The 14,974-nt window shown below is 74.1% G+C and carries 15 protein-coding genes; 6 read left to right on the top strand and 9 right to left on the bottom strand.

Features of this window, described 5'->3' with window-relative positions; genetic code table 11:
- Nucleotides 1–19: 19 nt before the first annotated feature.
- The 4 genes from aroA to KG103_RS06215 all read left to right on the top strand — a co-directional run bounded on the left by aroA (nt 20) and on the right by KG103_RS06215 (nt 4,093).
- Nucleotides 20–1,357 carry a 3-phosphoshikimate 1-carboxyvinyltransferase gene (gene aroA / locus KG103_RS06230; protein ID WP_207340733.1) on the top strand — a complete coding sequence of 446 codons (1,338 nt, stop codon included), beginning with the start codon at nt 20–22 and terminating at the stop codon, nt 1,355–1,357.
- A complete protein-coding gene (gene rsgA / locus KG103_RS06225) occupies nt 1,357–2,445 on the top strand; it encodes a ribosome small subunit-dependent GTPase A (protein WP_207340734.1) in 1,089 nt (362 codons plus the stop codon). Before aroA ends, rsgA begins: the two co-directional genes overlap by 1 nt.
- Before the next feature lie 99 nt (nt 2,446–2,544).
- Nucleotides 2,545–3,324, top strand: coding sequence for a histidinol-phosphatase (gene hisN, locus KG103_RS06220; protein WP_207340735.1), 780 nt, complete (start codon nt 2,545–2,547; stop codon nt 3,322–3,324).
- Nucleotides 3,325–3,349: 25 nt separating this feature from the next.
- Nucleotides 3,350–4,093 (top strand): class I SAM-dependent methyltransferase, encoded by a 744-nt coding sequence (locus KG103_RS06215; protein WP_207340736.1) that lies wholly within the window; start codon nt 3,350–3,352, stop codon nt 4,091–4,093.
- A 7-nt stretch (nt 4,094–4,100) separates the two neighbouring features.
- Here the strand turns inward: KG103_RS06215 and KG103_RS06210 are convergent, their stop codons facing one another.
- Together KG103_RS06210 and gltX are read right to left on the bottom strand one after the other, a co-directional pair.
- A complete protein-coding gene (locus KG103_RS06210) occupies nt 4,101–4,823 on the bottom strand; it encodes an HAD family hydrolase (RefSeq protein ID WP_207340737.1) in 723 nt (240 codons plus the stop codon).
- Nucleotides 4,820–6,331, bottom strand: coding sequence for a glutamate--tRNA ligase (gene gltX / locus KG103_RS06205; protein WP_207340738.1), 1,512 nt, complete (start codon nt 6,329–6,331; stop codon nt 4,820–4,822). Before gltX ends, KG103_RS06210 begins: the two co-directional genes overlap by 4 nt.
- Before the next feature lie 88 nt (nt 6,332–6,419).
- On the opposite strand from gltX, the gene KG103_RS19015 reads away from it, so the two are divergent.
- A complete protein-coding gene (locus tag KG103_RS19015) occupies nt 6,420–7,247 on the top strand; it encodes a GTP pyrophosphokinase (protein WP_207340739.1) in 828 nt (275 codons plus the stop codon).
- Between the two features lie 92 nt (nt 7,248–7,339).
- Here the strand turns inward: KG103_RS19015 and KG103_RS06195 are convergent, their stop codons facing one another.
- The 3 genes from KG103_RS06195 to KG103_RS06185 form a co-directional block, all read right to left on the bottom strand.
- Nucleotides 7,340–8,806 carry an alanine/glycine:cation symporter family protein gene (locus tag KG103_RS06195; protein ID WP_207340740.1) on the bottom strand — a complete coding sequence of 489 codons (1,467 nt, stop codon included), beginning with the start codon at nt 8,804–8,806 and terminating at the stop codon, nt 7,340–7,342.
- 79 nt (nt 8,807–8,885) lie between these two features.
- Complete coding sequence (locus KG103_RS06190) at nt 8,886–9,674, bottom strand: fumarylacetoacetate hydrolase family protein (RefSeq protein ID WP_207340741.1); 789 nt, start codon at nt 9,672–9,674, stop codon at nt 8,886–8,888.
- A 41-nt stretch (nt 9,675–9,715) separates the two neighbouring features.
- Entirely contained in the window at nt 9,716–10,534 is an 819-nt protein-coding gene (locus tag KG103_RS06185; RefSeq protein WP_207340742.1) for a methyltransferase domain-containing protein, read from the bottom strand.
- 112 nt (nt 10,535–10,646) lie between these two features.
- Here KG103_RS06185 and KG103_RS06180 point away from each other — a divergent pair, with 112 nt between their 5' ends.
- Entirely contained in the window at nt 10,647–11,744 is a 1,098-nt protein-coding gene (locus KG103_RS06180; protein WP_207340743.1) for a heparan-alpha-glucosaminide N-acetyltransferase domain-containing protein, read from the top strand.
- A 43-nt stretch (nt 11,745–11,787) separates the two neighbouring features.
- Here KG103_RS06180 and KG103_RS06175 read toward each other — a convergent pair whose 3' ends face one another.
- The 4 genes from KG103_RS06175 to KG103_RS06160 form a co-directional block, all read right to left on the bottom strand.
- Complete coding sequence (locus KG103_RS06175; protein WP_307860931.1) at nt 11,788–12,552, bottom strand: amino acid ABC transporter ATP-binding protein; 765 nt, start codon at nt 12,550–12,552, stop codon at nt 11,788–11,790.
- Nucleotides 12,553–12,565: 13 nt separating this feature from the next.
- Entirely contained in the window at nt 12,566–13,234 is a 669-nt protein-coding gene (locus tag KG103_RS06170; RefSeq protein ID WP_207340744.1) for an amino acid ABC transporter permease, read from the bottom strand.
- A gap of 25 nt (nt 13,235–13,259) precedes the next feature.
- Nucleotides 13,260–14,039, bottom strand: coding sequence for an amino acid ABC transporter substrate-binding protein (locus KG103_RS06165; protein WP_207340745.1), 780 nt, complete (start codon nt 14,037–14,039; stop codon nt 13,260–13,262).
- Nucleotides 14,040–14,313: 274 nt separating this feature from the next.
- Complete coding sequence (locus KG103_RS06160) at nt 14,314–14,958, bottom strand: pyridoxine/pyridoxamine 5'-phosphate oxidase (RefSeq protein WP_207340746.1); 645 nt, start codon at nt 14,956–14,958, stop codon at nt 14,314–14,316.
- Between the last annotated feature and the right edge of the window lie 16 nt (nt 14,959–14,974).

The raw sequence follows: 14,974 nt of genomic DNA, 5'->3' as shown, positions 1-14,974 counted from the left end.
ACGCCGCTAGCCTGGCCGTATGACGAGACAGCACGCCGACCTGTGGACCGCCCCCGTCGCCGACGGGGCGCTCGACGCGACGGTCGCGGTGCCGGGCTCCAAGTCGCTGAGCAACCGCTACCTCGTCCTGGCGGCCCTCGCGGGCGGCCCGAGCACGCTGCGCTCGCTGCTCGTCTCCCGCGACACCCGGCTCATGGCCGGCGCGCTCGAGGCCCTCGGCGTGCAGGTGGACCTGGGTGGGGACGCCGTGCAGGTGACCCCGGCGCCGTTGCGCGGGCACGTGACGATCGACTGCGGGCTGGCCGGCACGGTGATGCGGTTCCTGCCCGCCGTCGCGGCGCTCGCCGACGGCCCGGTCCGCTTCACGGGTGATCCCGAGGCCCTCGCGCGGCCCATGGGCCCCCTGCTGCAGGCACTGCGCGCGCTCGACGTGCGCGTGGACGAGGAGGGCGAGCCCGGCCGCCTGCCGTTCACCGTGCACGGCCGCGGTGCCGTGCGCGGCGGGCACGTCGACGTCGACGCCTCGGGCTCCAGCCAGTTCGTGTCCGGTCTGCTGCTCGCCGCCGCCCGGTTCGACCAGGGGCTCACCGTCCGGCACACCGGGCCGACGCTGCCGAGCCTGCCCCACATCGAGATGACCGTGGCCGTGCTGCGCGCCGCCGGCGTCGTGGTGGACGACTCCCGGCCGGACATCTGGCACGTCGAGGCGGGTCCCGTCGCCGGCCGTGACGTCCAGGTCGAGCCTGACCTGTCCAACGCCGCACCCTTCCTGTGCGCCGCGATGGTGGCCGGCGGCTCCGTGAGCGTGCCCGGCTGGCCTGCGCGCACCACGCAGCCCGGCGGGCTGCTGCCGGGCATCCTCACGCGCATGGGCGCATCGACGTCGCTCGACGGCGACGTGCTCACGGTCAGCGGCACCGGAGCCGTGCACGGAGTCGACCTGGACCTGCGCGCCGCGGGCGAGCTCGCCCCCACGATCGCGGCGCTGGCCGCCCTCGGCGACTCCCCCACCCGCCTGCGCGGCATCGCGCACCTGCGCGGCCACGAGTCCGACCGGCTCGCGGCACTCGCCGCGGAGATCACGCGCCTCGGCGGTCAGGCGGAGCAGACCTCCGACGGCCTGGTCATCACCCCCCGCCCGCTGCACGGCGGGGTGTGGCGCACGTACGCCGACCACCGCATGGCCACCGCCGGTGCCCTCGTCGGCCTGCGGGTGCGCGGCGTGGAGGTCGAGGACGTCGCCACCACCGCGAAGACCCTGCCCGGGTTCGTCGACCTGTGGAGCGGGATGCTGGCCGCGTCGGCGCACGGCGGGCGCGTCGTGCGCGACGGCCTGACGGCCGGGCCGACGGCCTGATGCCCACGCGGCGCTACGACGAGCGGGACGTGCGGATCCGTCCCGGTCGAGGCTCGCGGCCCCGCACCAAGCAGCGCCCCGAGCACGCCGACGCCCGCACGGCGATGGTCGTCGCCGTCGACCGAGGGCGGTACACGGTGCTGGTCGACCCCGGCGGGCCGGACGAGACCCGGATCCTGGCCATGAAGGCCCGTGAGCTGGGGCGCGACCGCGTCGTCCCGGGCGACCGGGTCGACGTCGTCGGGGACACGTCCGGCGCCGAGGGCTCGTTGGCGCGCATCGTGCGGATCGGCGAGCGCCGCACGGTGCTGCGCCGCACCGCCGACGACACCGACCCCGTGGAGCGCGTGATCGTCGCCAACGCCGACCGGCTGGTCGTCGTCACCGCGCTGGCCGACCCGGAGCCGCGCACCCGCATGATCGACCGCTGCGTGGCCGCGGCGTACGACGCGGGCATGGAGGTGCTCCTCGCCCTGACGAAGGCGGACCTCGCGGACCCGGCGGAGCTGACGGCCATGTACGCGCCGATCGGCGTGGACGTCGTGGTGACGCGCAGCGGCGTGGACCCGGTGACGGGCGAGCGGACCATCGAGGGGCTGGACGAGCTGCGCCGGATCCTGTCCGGTGAGGTGTCGGTCCTGGTCGGGCACTCGGGCGTCGGCAAGTCCACGCTCGTCAACGCGCTCGTGCCCGACGCGCACCGCGCCGTCGGCGTGGTCAACGACGTCACGGGCCGCGGGCGGCACACGTCGACGTCGGCGGTCGCGCTCGAGGTGCCGGGCACGGGAGCCCCGACGTGGGTCATCGACACGCCGGGCGTCCGGTCCTTCGGGCTCGCGCACGTCGACCCCGCGCACCTGCTCGGTGCGTTCCCCGACCTCGACGACGTCGCGCGGGAGTGCCCGCGCGGTTGCACGCACCTGGCCGGCTCGCCGGACTGCACGCTCGACGACTGGGTGGCGGACGCACCCGACGACGTCACCCGCGCGGCACGCGCCGCGCGGCTCGACTCGTTCCGCCGGCTGCTGGTGAGCCGTCTGGGTGTCGAGGACCCCGAGCCGGAGGGTGACGGCGCGCGCGTCCCGTGACCGGGCGTCACGTTCGGTAGGTTGACGGCGCGGGCCGCCCGCCGACGACGGCGTGGCGGGGACCGCGCGCGACACCCGCACGTGTGACGAGGAGCCCTGATGGCCTACGACGACGACCTCCGGCTGGCGCACGTGGTCGCCGACCAGGTCGACTCGCTGACGATGTCGCGGTTCAAGGCCCAGGACCTGCAGGTCGAGACCAAGCCGGACCTCACGCCCGTGTCCGACGCGGACCGCGCGGCCGAGGACCTGGTGCGCTCGCAGCTGTCCCGGGCCCGTCCGCGCGACGCCGTGCACGGCGAGGAGCGCTCCGACACCGGGCACGGCCCGCGCCGCTGGGTCGTGGACCCGATCGACGGCACCAAGAACTTCGTCCGCGGCGTGCCCGTGTGGGCCACCCTCCTGGCGCTGATGGACGGTGACGAGGTCGTGCTCGGCGTCGTGTCCGCCCCCGCCCTCGGCCGGCGCTGGTGGGCCGCCAAGGGCACCGGCGCGTGGACGGGCCGGTCGCTCTCGGCCGCGACGCGGCTGCGGGTCTCGGGCGTCGAGCGCCTCGAGGACGCGTCGCTGTCGTACTCCGACCTGGCCGAGTGGGAGCAGCACGGCCGGTTCGACCAGTTCATGGACCTGCAGCGCCGGGTGTGGCGCACGCGGGCCTACGGCGACTTCTGGTCGTACGTGCTCGTCGCCGAGGGCGCCGTGGACGTCGCGGCGGAGCCCGAGCTCGAGCTGTACGACATGGCGGCCCTCGTGCCCGTCGTCACCGAGGCCGGTGGGCGCTTCACGTCGCTCGCGGGCGTCGACGGCCCGCACGGCGGCAGCGCCGTGGTCACCAACGGGCGCCTGCACGACGAGGTGCTCGACATCCTGTCCGTCTGACCAGCACGTCCGCCCGGAGATGACCGTGGACCCAGACCGTCATGCCGAGCACGCCGCGGCGTTCACGCAGAACGCCGACGAGTACGCCGCGGTGCGCCCCGGCTACCCCGACGCGGCCGTCGACCTGCTGGTCCCCCCGGACGCGCACGACGTCCTGGACCTGGCCGCCGGCACGGGCAAGCTGACCGCCGCGCTCGTCGCGCGTGGCCTGCACGTCGTCGCCGTCGAGCCGGCCGACGGCATGCGCCGCGAGCTCGTGGCCCGGCTGCCGCAGGTCGAGGTGCACGACGGCACCGCGGAGTCGGTCCCGCTGCCCGACGCGTCCGTCGACGCCGTCACGGTCGCGCAGGCCTGGCACTGGTTCGACGAGCCGGCGGCCGCCGCCGAGGTCTCCCGCGTGCTGCGCCCGGGCGGGACGCTCGGCATCGTCTGGAACGACCGCGACGAGGACGTGCCGTGGGTGGGCGCGTACGGCGCGCTGCTGCACGAGGCCGCCGGGCCGCAGCTGGCACGCGGCACGTACCCGACGCCCGGCCCCGCGTTCACGGACGTCCTGCGCACCGACGTGCGGTGGGACCACGTCGTGGCGCCCGAGGACCTGGTGCGGCTGGCCGGCACCCGCTCCTACGCGCTGGTCCTGCCCCCCGACGAGCGTGCGGCCCTGCTGGGGCGGGTGCGCGAGCTCGTCGCGACCCACCCCGCGACGGCCGGTCGCGACCGGATCGCCGTCCCCTACGTCACGCGCGTGTACACGGCCCGCCGGCTCTGACGGCGGGTCAGACTCCCAGCGCCGCGGGCAGCTCGTCGAGCGAGCGGATGACGATCACCTCGGCCTGCGTGACCTCGGCCTCGGTGACGGGCACGCGTCGCGGCCCGGGCCGGTCCAGCCACACGCCGACCAGCCCGGCCTGGCGGGACGCGACCGCGTCCACGTCCAGCTCGTCGCCGACGTACGCCGTGCGCGCGGGCGCGGTGCCCAGGCGGCGGCACGCCTCGAGGAAGACGCGCGGGTCCGGCTTGCCGAATCCCAGGGTGTCGACCCCGACCAGCACCTCGAGCCGCTCCCCCAGGCCCGCGCGGGCGAGCTTGGTGGTCTGCAGGTCCTGGCGGGCGTTGCTCAGCGCGCCGATGCGGATGCCCGCGTCGAGCAGCCGCGCCAGCACGGGGTCCGCGTCGGCGTGCGCGGACCAGGCGGACGCGAACGCCTCGTCGAACAGCGCGGACCAGTCCCGGTAGCCCGCCTCGTCGAGCGCCGGCCCGCCGAGCGTGGCGTGCAGCTCGTTCGCGCGCGTCCGGCGCTGCTCGTGGAACGTCAGCTCGCCCCGCGTGTAGGCGCGGTAGTGCTGCCCGGCGTCGGCGCGCCACAGTGCCAGCGCCCTGTCGACGTCGACGCCCGGCGCGTACCGCGCCAGCACCGTGGCGAGCGCGACACGGAACGCCGCGCGCGTCTCGACGAGCGTGTCGTCGATGTCGAACAGGACGCCGTCGACGGCTCTCACAGGGTCGCGCGCAGGGCGGCGACCCGCGCCAGCGTCGCGTCCTTGCCGAGGATCTCCATCGACTCGAACAGCGGCGGCGAGACGCGCCGCCCGGTCAGCGCCACGCGCAGCGGCGTGTACGCGAACCGCGGCTTGATGCCCAGGCCGCCCTCCTCCGCCGGGGACACGAGCGCGGCCGCGAGCGCCGTCTGCGTGGCGTCGGTCGTGAAGCCCTCGGCGGGGATCTCGCCGAGCACCTGCGCGGCACGGTCCAGCACGTCGGCCGACTCGGGGCGCAGCGCGGTGCGCGCGTCCTCCGCGACCTCGAGGGCGTCGTCGGCGACGAACAGGAAGCCGAGCATGCCCACGGCCTCGCCCAGCAGCGTCATGCGCTCCTGCACCAGCGGCGCGCCCGCGTCGAGCAATGCGCGGTGCTCGGCCGAGAGGTCCGCGTAGGAGTCCGCCGGCACCAGGCCCGCGTGGTGCAGGTACGGCACGAGGCGGTCCCGGAAGTCCTCGGGCGCCAGCATGCGCACGTGCGCGCCGTTGATCGCCTCGGCCTTCTTCAGGTCGAACCGGGCGGGGTTCGGGTTGACGTCGGCGATGTCGAACGCCGCGACCATCTCCTCGATCGAGAACACGTCCCGGTCGGGCGCGATGGACCATCCGAGCAGCGCGAGGTAGTTGAGCAGGCCCTCGGGGACGAAGCCACGCTCGCGGTGCAGGAACAGGTTGGACTCGGGGTCGCGCTTCGAGAGCTTCTTGTTGCCCTCGCCCATGACGTACGGCATGTGGCCGAACTGCGGCACGACGGTCGCGACGCCCAGGTCCAGCAGCGCGCGGTAGAGCACCACCTGGCGCGGGGTCGACGACAGCAGGTCCTCGCCGCGCAGCACGTGGGTGATGCCCATGAGGGCGTCGTCCACCGGGTTGACCAGCGTGTACAGGGGGTGGCCGTTGCCGCGCACGATGACGTAGTCCGGCACGGACCCGGCCTTGAACGTGATCTCACCGCGCACGAGGTCGGTGAACGTCACGTCCTCGTCGGGCATCCGCATGCGCAGGACGGCCTCGCGACCCTCGGCGCGGTAGGCGGCCTTCTGCTCGTCGGTCAGGTCGCGGTCGAAGCCGTCGTACCCGAGCTTCGGGTCCCGGCCGGCAGCACGGTGCCGCGCCTCGACCTCCTCCGGCGTCGAGAAGGACTCGTAGGCGTAGCCGCCGGCGACCAGGCGCGCGACGACGTCGCGGTACAGGTCCATGCGCTGCGACTGCCGGTACGGCTCGTGGGGGCCGCCGACCTCGACGCCCTCGTCCCAGTCCAGGCCGAGCCAGCGCAGCGCGTCGAGCAGCTGCAGGTACGACTCCTGCGAGTCGCGCGCGGGGTCGGTGTCCTCGATGCGGAAGACGAACGTGCCGCCGACGTGGCGCGCGAAGGCCCAGTTGAACAGCGCGGTGCGGATCAGACCGACATGGGGCGTACCCGTCGGGGACGGGCAGAAGCGGACGCGCACAGGGCTGCTGGCGGACACGGAGCACCTCGGGGCTGGCAGGAGTGGGATCGGGTCCAGCGTACCGAGCAGCCGGAACCCCGACGTCCTCCCGGTCGTTGGAGGAGGCATGCCCGGCTCGACCGCAGCACCCCCGTCGCCTCGTCACGCCCAGCCCGCAGCAGCAGCGGCGGTCCCGGACGGTGACGCACCGGGCGGCGCGGCGCACGACGTCGCCGAGGTGGTGCGTCGGCGGGCGGCGGCGCTGGTCACCGAGGACGTCGACGCGGGGCGTGTCGTCGTCGCCAGGGTGCGCGACGCGCAGCGCGACATGGCGCGGTTCCGCATGGTCTACGAGTTCGGCATCGAGGAGATGCTGACCAAGATCCGCGTCCTGCGCTCCGAGTTCCGCCAGACCCACGACCACAACCCGATCGAGCACGTCACGTCGCGACTGAAGTCCATGGACTCGATCCTCGACAAGACGATGCGCTACGGGTGCGCGAGCGACCTGCCGACCGTCCGCGAGCGCATCCGTGACATCGCGGGCATCCGCATCACCTGCAGCTTCGTGTCCGACGCCTACTGGGTCGCGGACATGCTCTCGGCGCAGCCGGACGTCGAGCTCGTCGAGCGCAAGGACTACATCGCGCACCCCAAGCCCAACGGGTACCGGTCGCTGCACCTCATCGTGCGCATCCCGGTGTTCCTGTCCGACCGCACCGAGCACGTGTACGTCGAGGTGCAGATCCGCACGATCGCCATGGACTTCTGGGCGAGCGTCGAGCACAAGCTGTCGTACAAGTACCGCGACGCGCTGCCGACGCACCTGCGCGACGAGCTGCTGGACGCCGCCGCGACGGCGGCCGAGCTCGACGCGCGCATGGGACGGCTGCGCGCCGAGGTGCAGGACCTCGGGACGGACGGCGCTGCGACACCCGCACCGTCGTCCCGCTGACGAGGCCCCCGCCCCCGACGGCGCCCGGCCGGCACCGCGACGGGACGTCCGGCCGCAGGACCACGTCGCGGCCCCGCGGGGCCCTCGGAGGCTCACCCCACCGCGTGGGCGTCGGCCGGTCGCCCGTCACTCGCGCCGGGCGCCCACACGGCCCCGGGCACGTCCCCGGGCAGCAGCGGGTTGCCGTGCCCCACGAACCGGTCGTCGCGCCCCCCACGCACGGACGCGCGGTAGTCGGCCAGCGCACCGAGGGCCCAGCCGGACAGCAGCACGATCGCGACGAGGTTGACGGTCGCCATGAGGGCCATGGCGACGTCGGCGAGCGCCCACACGGTCGTCAGCGCGAGCAACGAGCCGATGCCGATCGCCGCGAGCACCAGCGTGCGCAGGGCCGTCAGCGCCCGCCCGTGGATGCCGAGGTACGTGAGGTTGGTCTCCGCGTACGAGTAGTTGCCGAGCACGGAGCTGAAGGCGAACGTGAAGACCAGGACGGTCATGGGAAGCGCCGCCCAGTCGCCGAGCTCGTGGGTGACGGCGTCGGACGTGAGCGCCGCACCCGCGCTCGGGCCGGTCTCGCCGGGGACGTACACCGCGGGGCCCGCCGACAGCACGACGAACGCCGTCGCGGAGCACACCAGCATGGTGTCGACGAACACTCCCAGCGACTGCACCAGGCCCTGCTTGACGGGGTGCGACACGGTGGCCGTCGCGGCGGTGTTGGGGACCGAGCCCATGCCCGCCTCGTTGGAGAACAGGCCGCGCTTGGTGCCGTTGAGGACCGCGGCGAGCAGCCCGCCGCCGGTGCCGGCCAACGCGCTGTCCAGCCCGAAGGCGCCCTCGAGGATCTGCCGCACCACGTCCGGCAGCGCCGGGAGGTTGAGCGCGACGATGACCACGGCCAGCAGCAGGTAGGTACCCGCCATGAGTGGGACGACCACCTCGGCGACGCGTGCCACGCGGCGCACGCCACCGAAGAGCACGGGTGCCGCGACGATCATGAGGCCCACGGCGGTCCACGGCGCGGGCAGCTGGTGGTTCGAGGCGAGCGTGTCGGCGATGGTGTTGGCCTGCACCATGTTGAAGGCGAACCCGAACGTGACCACCAGCAGGACGGCGAACACCGCACCCCACCGGTACGACCCGAGCCCGCGCTGGATGTAGTACGCCGGACCCCCACGGTAGGTGCCGTCCGGCTGGCGCACCTTGAAGACCTGCGCGAGCGTCGCCTCGACGAGCGCCGTGGCCATCCCGACCGCGGCGACGACCCACATCCAGAACACCGCGCCCGGCCCGCCGAGCGTGAGCGCGACCGCGACACCGGCGATGTTGCCCGTGCCGACGCGTGACGCCAGGCCGACGGCGAAGGCCTGGAACGACGAGATGCCACCGGCGGAGCCCGTCCGGGACGCGAACAGCTGGCGGACCATGGCCGGGAACAGCCTCACCTGCACGAACCCGGTGCGGACGGAGAACCACAGGCCCACGCCGACGAGCAGGTAGACGAGCCAGTACGAGTACAGGGCGTTCGTGAGCCAGTCGATCCCCACCTGCAGGTCCATGCCCGCCCCCGTCCGCGCCCCTCAGACCGAGGCTAGGTCGGTCCCGCGGGCGCGGCGAGGGCTGAGGGCCGCGCCGGGGCTACGGGGTGCGGCGCAGCACCGGGTTGCGCAGCACGCCGATCTCCTCGACCTCGACCTCGACGACGTCACGGTGCTCGATGCGTCCCACACCGGCGGGCGTGCCGGTGAGGATGACGTCGCCGGGCAGCAGCGTGAAGACCTCGGAGACGTACGACACGAGGTACGCCACGTCGAAGACCATCTGCGACGTGCGGCCGTCCTGCCGGGCCTCGCCGTTGACGCGAGCCGTCACCGCGAGGTCGTCGACGTCGAGGCCGGGCACGACCCACGGTCCCAGGGGGCAGGACGTGTCGAAGCCCTTGGCGCGGGTCCACTGGTCGTCGGACCGCTGGATGTCGCGCGCCGTCACGTCGTTGGCCACGGTGTAGCCGAACACGTGCTGCAGGGCGCGCTCGGGCGTGACGTCCTTGGTGACCTTGCCGATGACGACGGCCAGCTCGGCCTCGTGCTCGACGTGCTCGGTCCAGTCCGGCAGCACGATCGGGTCGTCCGGGCCGATCACGGACGTGTTGGGCTTGAGGAACAGCAGCGGCGACGTGGGGACGTCGTTGCCGTGCTCCGCGGCGTGCGCCGCGTAGTTGCGTCCCACGCCGACGATCTTCGAGCGCGGGATGACGGGAGCGAGCAGGCGCACCCCGTCGTCGTCGAGCTTGACGCGCTCCCCCGTCGGCTGCACCGGCGTGTAGATGGGGTCGCCCGTGATGACGACGAGCTCCTCGTGGCCGGGCTCGCCCTCGACGAGCGCGTAGCGGGGGTCGGAACCGTTGGTGAACCTGGCGATGCGCACGGGCCCAGCCTAGGTGCTCCGGGCCCGCGGCCCGTGCCCGCTCAGGCGCGGGCCAGCACCTCGCCGTGCGGCACCATGAACCAGCCGTCGGGCGACGTGCCCCACTCGCGCCACGCCTCGGCCAGCAGCTCGAGGGCGACCTCGTCGGCGAGGCGGTGGTCCATCGCCTGGACGGCGAAGTCGGAGGTCACGCAGCGGTCGGCCCACAGCGTCGCCCACCACGTCCGGTCCTCCGGGGTGGCGTAGCACCAGACGCCGGCGCCGGGCGCGATGCCCGCGGCGTCGAAGCCGGCCTGGCGCACCCACGACAGCAGACGGCGTCCGGCGTCCGCCTCGGCGCCGTTGGCCGCCGTCACCTCGTGGTAGAGCTCCTGCCACTCGTCGAGGCCGGGGTGGGCGGGGTACCAGGTCATGCCGGCGTAGTCGGCGTCGCGGACGGCGACCACCCCGCCCGGGCGCGTCACGCGCTTCATCTCGCGCAGCGCGGCGACGGGGTCGGTGAGGTGCTGCAGCACCTGGTGGGCGTGCACGACGTCGAAGGAGTCGTCCTCGAACTCCAGCGCGTACGCGTCACCGACCTGGAAGCGCGCGTTCGTCGCCCCCTTCTCGGCGGCGTGCTCCGTGGCCACGGCGAGGACGGCGGCCGACCGGTCGACGCCCACGACCTCACCCGGCGCCACGCGCGCGGCGAGGTCGACCGTCACGGTGCCCGGACCGCAGCCCACGTCCAGCAGCCGCTGCCCGGGGGCGAGCGCGGGCAGCAGGTAGCCGGCGGAGTTCTCGGCCGTGCGCCACCGGTGCGAGCGCAGCACGCTCTCGTGGTGGCCGTGCGTGTAGACGTCCTGGGTCCGCGTGGTCACACCGGCACTGTAGGCGCGGTCGTACCGATTCGACCAACAGCCGGGACGGATGAGGTCACATCCTGAGAACTCCTGCCCGGCCGCGCGGCCGCGGCACGTCTAGCATGCGCAGATGCGACGCATCGTGGGCGTGGACACCGCGCGGGGGGTCGCCGTGCTCGGCATGGTCACGGCACACGTCGGCCCCGGGGACGCGTGGCGCACCCTGCCGCCCGGCGGCTGGGCGCAGCTCGCCGACGGCCGCCCGTCCGCACTGTTCGTCCTCCTCGCGGGGGTGGGCCTCGCCCTGCTGTCGGGCGGTGCCGACCCGGTCGACGGCACCCGGCTGGTGCAGGCGCGGCTCCGCATCCTCGTGCGCGCGGTGCTGCTGGTCGTCCTGGGGACCGCGCTGGTCCTGCTCGAGACGCCGGTCGTCGTGATCCTCGTGGTGTACGCCGGGCTCTTCGCGGCGGGCGTCGTCGCGCTGCGGTGGCCGCGGTGGGCGCTGGTGGTCGCCGCCGTGCTCGTCGCCCTCGTCGGTCCCCCGCTGCGGCGGGGCCTGGCCGGCTGGGTGGAGGTGGTCGACGCGCGGCCGCTCGACCTGGTGACCGTGCTCGTCGGGCAGTACTACCCCGCGGTGGTCTGGATCGCGTACGTGCTGGTGGGGCTCGCGGTGGGCCGCAGCGACCTGCGCTCCGGCCGCACGCACGCCGCGCTGGCGCTGTGGGGTGCCGCGCTGGTGCTGCTCGGTCACGGCGGCGCCTGGGCCGCACGCCTGCTGCTGGGCCGCGTCACCGAGCTGACCACGGCCGAGCCGCACTCCTCCACCCTGTTCGAGGTCGCCGGCAACACCGGCACCTCGCTGCTCGTGCTCGCGGCGTGCCTGGCCGTCGGCGTCCGGTGGCCGCGGGCGCTGGCACCGGTGTCGGCGACGGGCGCGCTGGCCCTGACCGCGTACACCGGGCAGCTGCTGGCCATCGCGGTGCTGGGCGACGAGGTCGTGTGGCAGGCGACCACCGCCGGCTGGGTCGCGTTCCTGCTCGTCACGGTCGGGCTGTGCTGGCTGTGGCGGGCGACGCTGGGCCGCGGGCCGCTGGAGCTGCTGCTGCACGTGGTGTCGGTGCGCGCGGCCGACGTCACCCCGGACGCCCTCCCGCCGCGACGCACCCCGACGGACGTCCCGGCCCCGGGAGCGCCGACCCCGACGACGACCGCGCCCTCGCCCGACTGAGGCGCCGGCCCGACCTGCGGTTCGGAGCGGGGGCACCGTCGGCTCAGAGCGGGTCGAGGATCCGCTGCAGGAACCGCCGCGTCCGCTCCTGGCGCGGCTCGACCAGCACGTCGTCGGGTCGCCCCTCCTCGACGACGACCCCGCCGTCCATGAAGACGACGTGGTCGGCGACCTGCCGCGCGAACCGGATCTCGTGCGTGACGACGACCATCGTCCAGCCCTCGGCCGCCAGGTCGCGCATGACAGTGAGCACCTCCCCCACGGTCTCGGGGTCGAGCGCCGACGTCGGCTCGTCGAACAGCAGCAGCCGGGGCCGCAGGGCGAGCGCCCGCGCGATCCCGACGCGCTGCTGCTGGCCGCCGGACAGCTCGTGCGGGTAGGCGTCCGCCTTGTCCGCGAGCCCGACCTTCGCGAGCAGCGCCGTCGCCTCGGCCGTCACCTGCGCCGCGGGCCGGCGCTGCGCGTACAGCGGCCCCTCGGTCACGTTCTGCAGGGCCGTGCGGTGCGGGAACAGCTCGTGCGACTGGAACACCATGCCGGACATGGCGCGCAGCCGGCGCAGCTCCGCGCGGGAGGGTCGACGCGCGAAGTCGACGGCGACGTCGTCGATCCGCACCGTGCCGACCTCGGGGACCTCGAGCGAGTTGAGGCACCGCAGGAAGGTCGTCTTGCCGGAGCCGGAGGGACCGAGCAGCACCGTGACGCTGCCGCGGCCGACGCCCAGGTCGATGCCCTGCAGCACGTGCAGCGCACCGAACGACTTCGTCAGCCCGTGCACCTCCACCAGCGGGCGGTCGTCACTCGTCATCGCGTCCCCCACGTCAGTGCGCCACGAACCGGTCGAGGCGGCGCTCCAGCCGGGACTGCGCCGTCGACAGCACCAGGCAGATGAGCCAGTAGATCACCGCGGCCAGCGAGTACAACGTCATGAACTGGTACGTCGGGGCCGCGATCTCCTGCGCCTTGCGCAGCAGCTCGGTCACCATGATCGTCGAGGCCAGCGACGTGTCCTTGACCAGCGAGATGAACGTGTTGGACAGCGGCGGGACCGCGACGCGCACCGCCTGCGGCAGGACGACGCGCTGCAGGGTCAGCCGATGGTCCAGCCCGACGGTCGCCGCCGCCTCCCACTGCCCCTTCGGCACGGACAGGATCGCGGCACGGATCGTCTCGGCCGCGTAGCCGCCCACGTTCAGCGAGAACGCGACGACCGCCGACGGGAACGGGTCGATGACCAGGCCGAGCGACGGCAGCGCGTAGAAGATGATGAACAGCTGCACCAGCAGGGGCGTGCCGCGGATCAGCGAGATGTAGGCGCGGGCGACCCCGGACACCAGCCGGCGCCGCGACAGCCGCGCCAGCGCGACGACCAGCGCCAGCGCCAGCCCGAGGACGAACGAGATCAGCGTCAGCGGGATCGTCCCGCGGATCGCACCGGACAGCAGCGGCCCGATGGACGAGACGACGAGGTCCCAGGTGTCCCCGTTCACGCCGGCTTCACCGGCCGCGACGCGGTCACTGCGAGACGTCCTCGCCGAACCACTTCTCCGAGATCTGCGCGAGCGTGCCGTCCGCGCGGAGCGTCGCGAGCGCCTCGTCGACCTGCGCGGTGAGGTCGGAGCCCTTGCGCAGCGCGAACGCCTGCTCGACGGTGTCCCCCGTCTCGAACGCGATCCTGACCGACTCGTCGCCCGACTGCTTCAGGTAGTCCAGCACGGCCAGGTCGTCGTTGAACGTCACGTCGACGCGTCCCTGCTGCAGCAGCGCGACCGCCTGGGTCAGCCCTTCGACGGCCTCGACCTTCGCACCGGCGTCCGTCGCGATCTGCGACCAGTTGGACGTCGCGGACTGCGCGGCCGTCAGGCCCGAGACGTCGGCGAGCGAGGTGACCGCGTCGTTGTCGGCCGCGACCACCGCGACACCCGTCGACACGGTGTACGGCTCGCTGAAGTCGTACGTGGCGCGGCGCTCGTCGTTGACCGTGACCTGGTTGGCGATGACGTCGTACCGCTCCGCCTCCAGACCCGCGAAGATCGAGTCCCACGTCGTCTCGGAGAACTCGACCTCCAGACCCAGCTCCTCGGCGACCGCCGTGACCACCTCGACGTCGTACCCGGTCAGGTCGCCGTCCGCGTCGTGGAAGCTGAACGGCGAGTACGTGCCCTCGGTGCCCACGCGCAGGACACCGGACGACGGGCCGCCCTCACCCGCCTGCTCCCCCGACGAGCAGGCGGCCAGCACCCCGACGACGAGGACGACGGGCAGGACCAGCAGGCGGCGCAGGGGGCGGGACATGAGTGACCTTTCGGACGGGTGCAGCGCCCCCGACCGTGACGGCGGGGCGAGAGCTGCGGGAGTGGCCGGGAGACCGGCGAGGAGTGGACGATCGGGCGTCCGGTGGACCGCGGGGCGGTCGGGAGGGACCAGTGGTCCGGCTGGCGAGGCGGTGCTCAGCGACAGCGACAACGACGACACGCGGCAGCGAGCGCGGTGCGCGGTGCCGTGGTCATGCGGGCGACCCTAGCACCGGCCCCGGCCCCGGCCCCGGTACCGGCCCCGGCGCCCGACGTCACGGCCAGACCAGGCCGCGCGACCAGCCACCCTCGCAGCTGCGGTAGACGACCCGGGCGTGGGCGCGGTCCAGGCTCCCCTGCCAGAACTCGATGACGTCCGGCACCACGAGCCACGCCTGCCACGTCGGGAGCACGAAGCCGGGGTCCTCGTCGATGCGGGCGCGGGAGCGGGCCATCGCGTCGCGCAGGTCCGTGACCGAGGCCAGCTCGCGCCCCGGGCGCACGCTCGCGGCGGCCGCGCGGGAGCGCGGCGAGCGCGCCAGGTAGTCCTCGGCCGACGCCTCCTCGCCGAGGAACCGCGCGGCACCCGAGATGCGCACCTGCCGCACCACGGGCTGCCACCAGAAGGTCAGCGCCGCCTGCGGGTTCACCTCGAGGTCCTCGACCTTGGCGCTGCGCGCGTCGGTGGCGAACGCGAACCCCTCGGGTCCGACGTCCTTGAGGACCAGGACGCGCGCGGAGGGCTGCCCGGCGACGTCCGCGGTGGACAGCGTCGCGGCGTGCGGCTCCGGGACGCCGCGGCTCAGGGCGGTGGTGAACCAGTCGACGAACAGCTCCAGCGGGTCGTCCGGAACCGCTTCCGCGTCGAACGCCGGTGCGGTGCCGGACAGGGCGGGCAGGGACCGCAGCAACTCGCGCACGACGACACCCTGCCGG

It is taken from the genome of Cellulomonas wangleii (assembly GCF_018388445.1).
Classification (GTDB): domain Bacteria; phylum Actinomycetota; class Actinomycetes; order Actinomycetales; family Cellulomonadaceae; genus Cellulomonas; species Cellulomonas wangleii.
This window is presented reverse-complemented; position numbering and strand designations above follow the sequence as displayed.

Coding starts and splice junctions, on each gene's coding strand:
- aroA (WP_207340733.1), top strand. CDS start 20: ATGACGAGACAGCACGCCGACCTGTGGACCGCCCCCGTCGCCGACGGG.
- rsgA (WP_207340734.1), top strand. CDS start 1,357: ATGCCCACGCGGCGCTACGACGAGCGGGACGTGCGGATCCGTCCCGGT.
- hisN (WP_207340735.1), top strand. CDS start 2,545: ATGGCCTACGACGACGACCTCCGGCTGGCGCACGTGGTCGCCGACCAG.
- KG103_RS19015 (WP_207340739.1), top strand. CDS start 6,420: ATGCCCGGCTCGACCGCAGCACCCCCGTCGCCTCGTCACGCCCAGCCC.
- KG103_RS06195 (WP_207340740.1), bottom strand. CDS start 8,806: ATGGACCTGCAGGTGGGGATCGACTGGCTCACGAACGCCCTGTACTCG.
- KG103_RS06180 (WP_207340743.1), top strand. CDS start 10,647: ATGCGACGCATCGTGGGCGTGGACACCGCGCGGGGGGTCGCCGTGCTC.
- KG103_RS06175 (WP_307860931.1), bottom strand. CDS start 12,552: ATGACGAGTGACGACCGCCCGCTGGTGGAGGTGCACGGGCTGACGAAG.
- KG103_RS06165 (WP_207340745.1), bottom strand. CDS start 14,039: ATGTCCCGCCCCCTGCGCCGCCTGCTGGTCCTGCCCGTCGTCCTCGTC.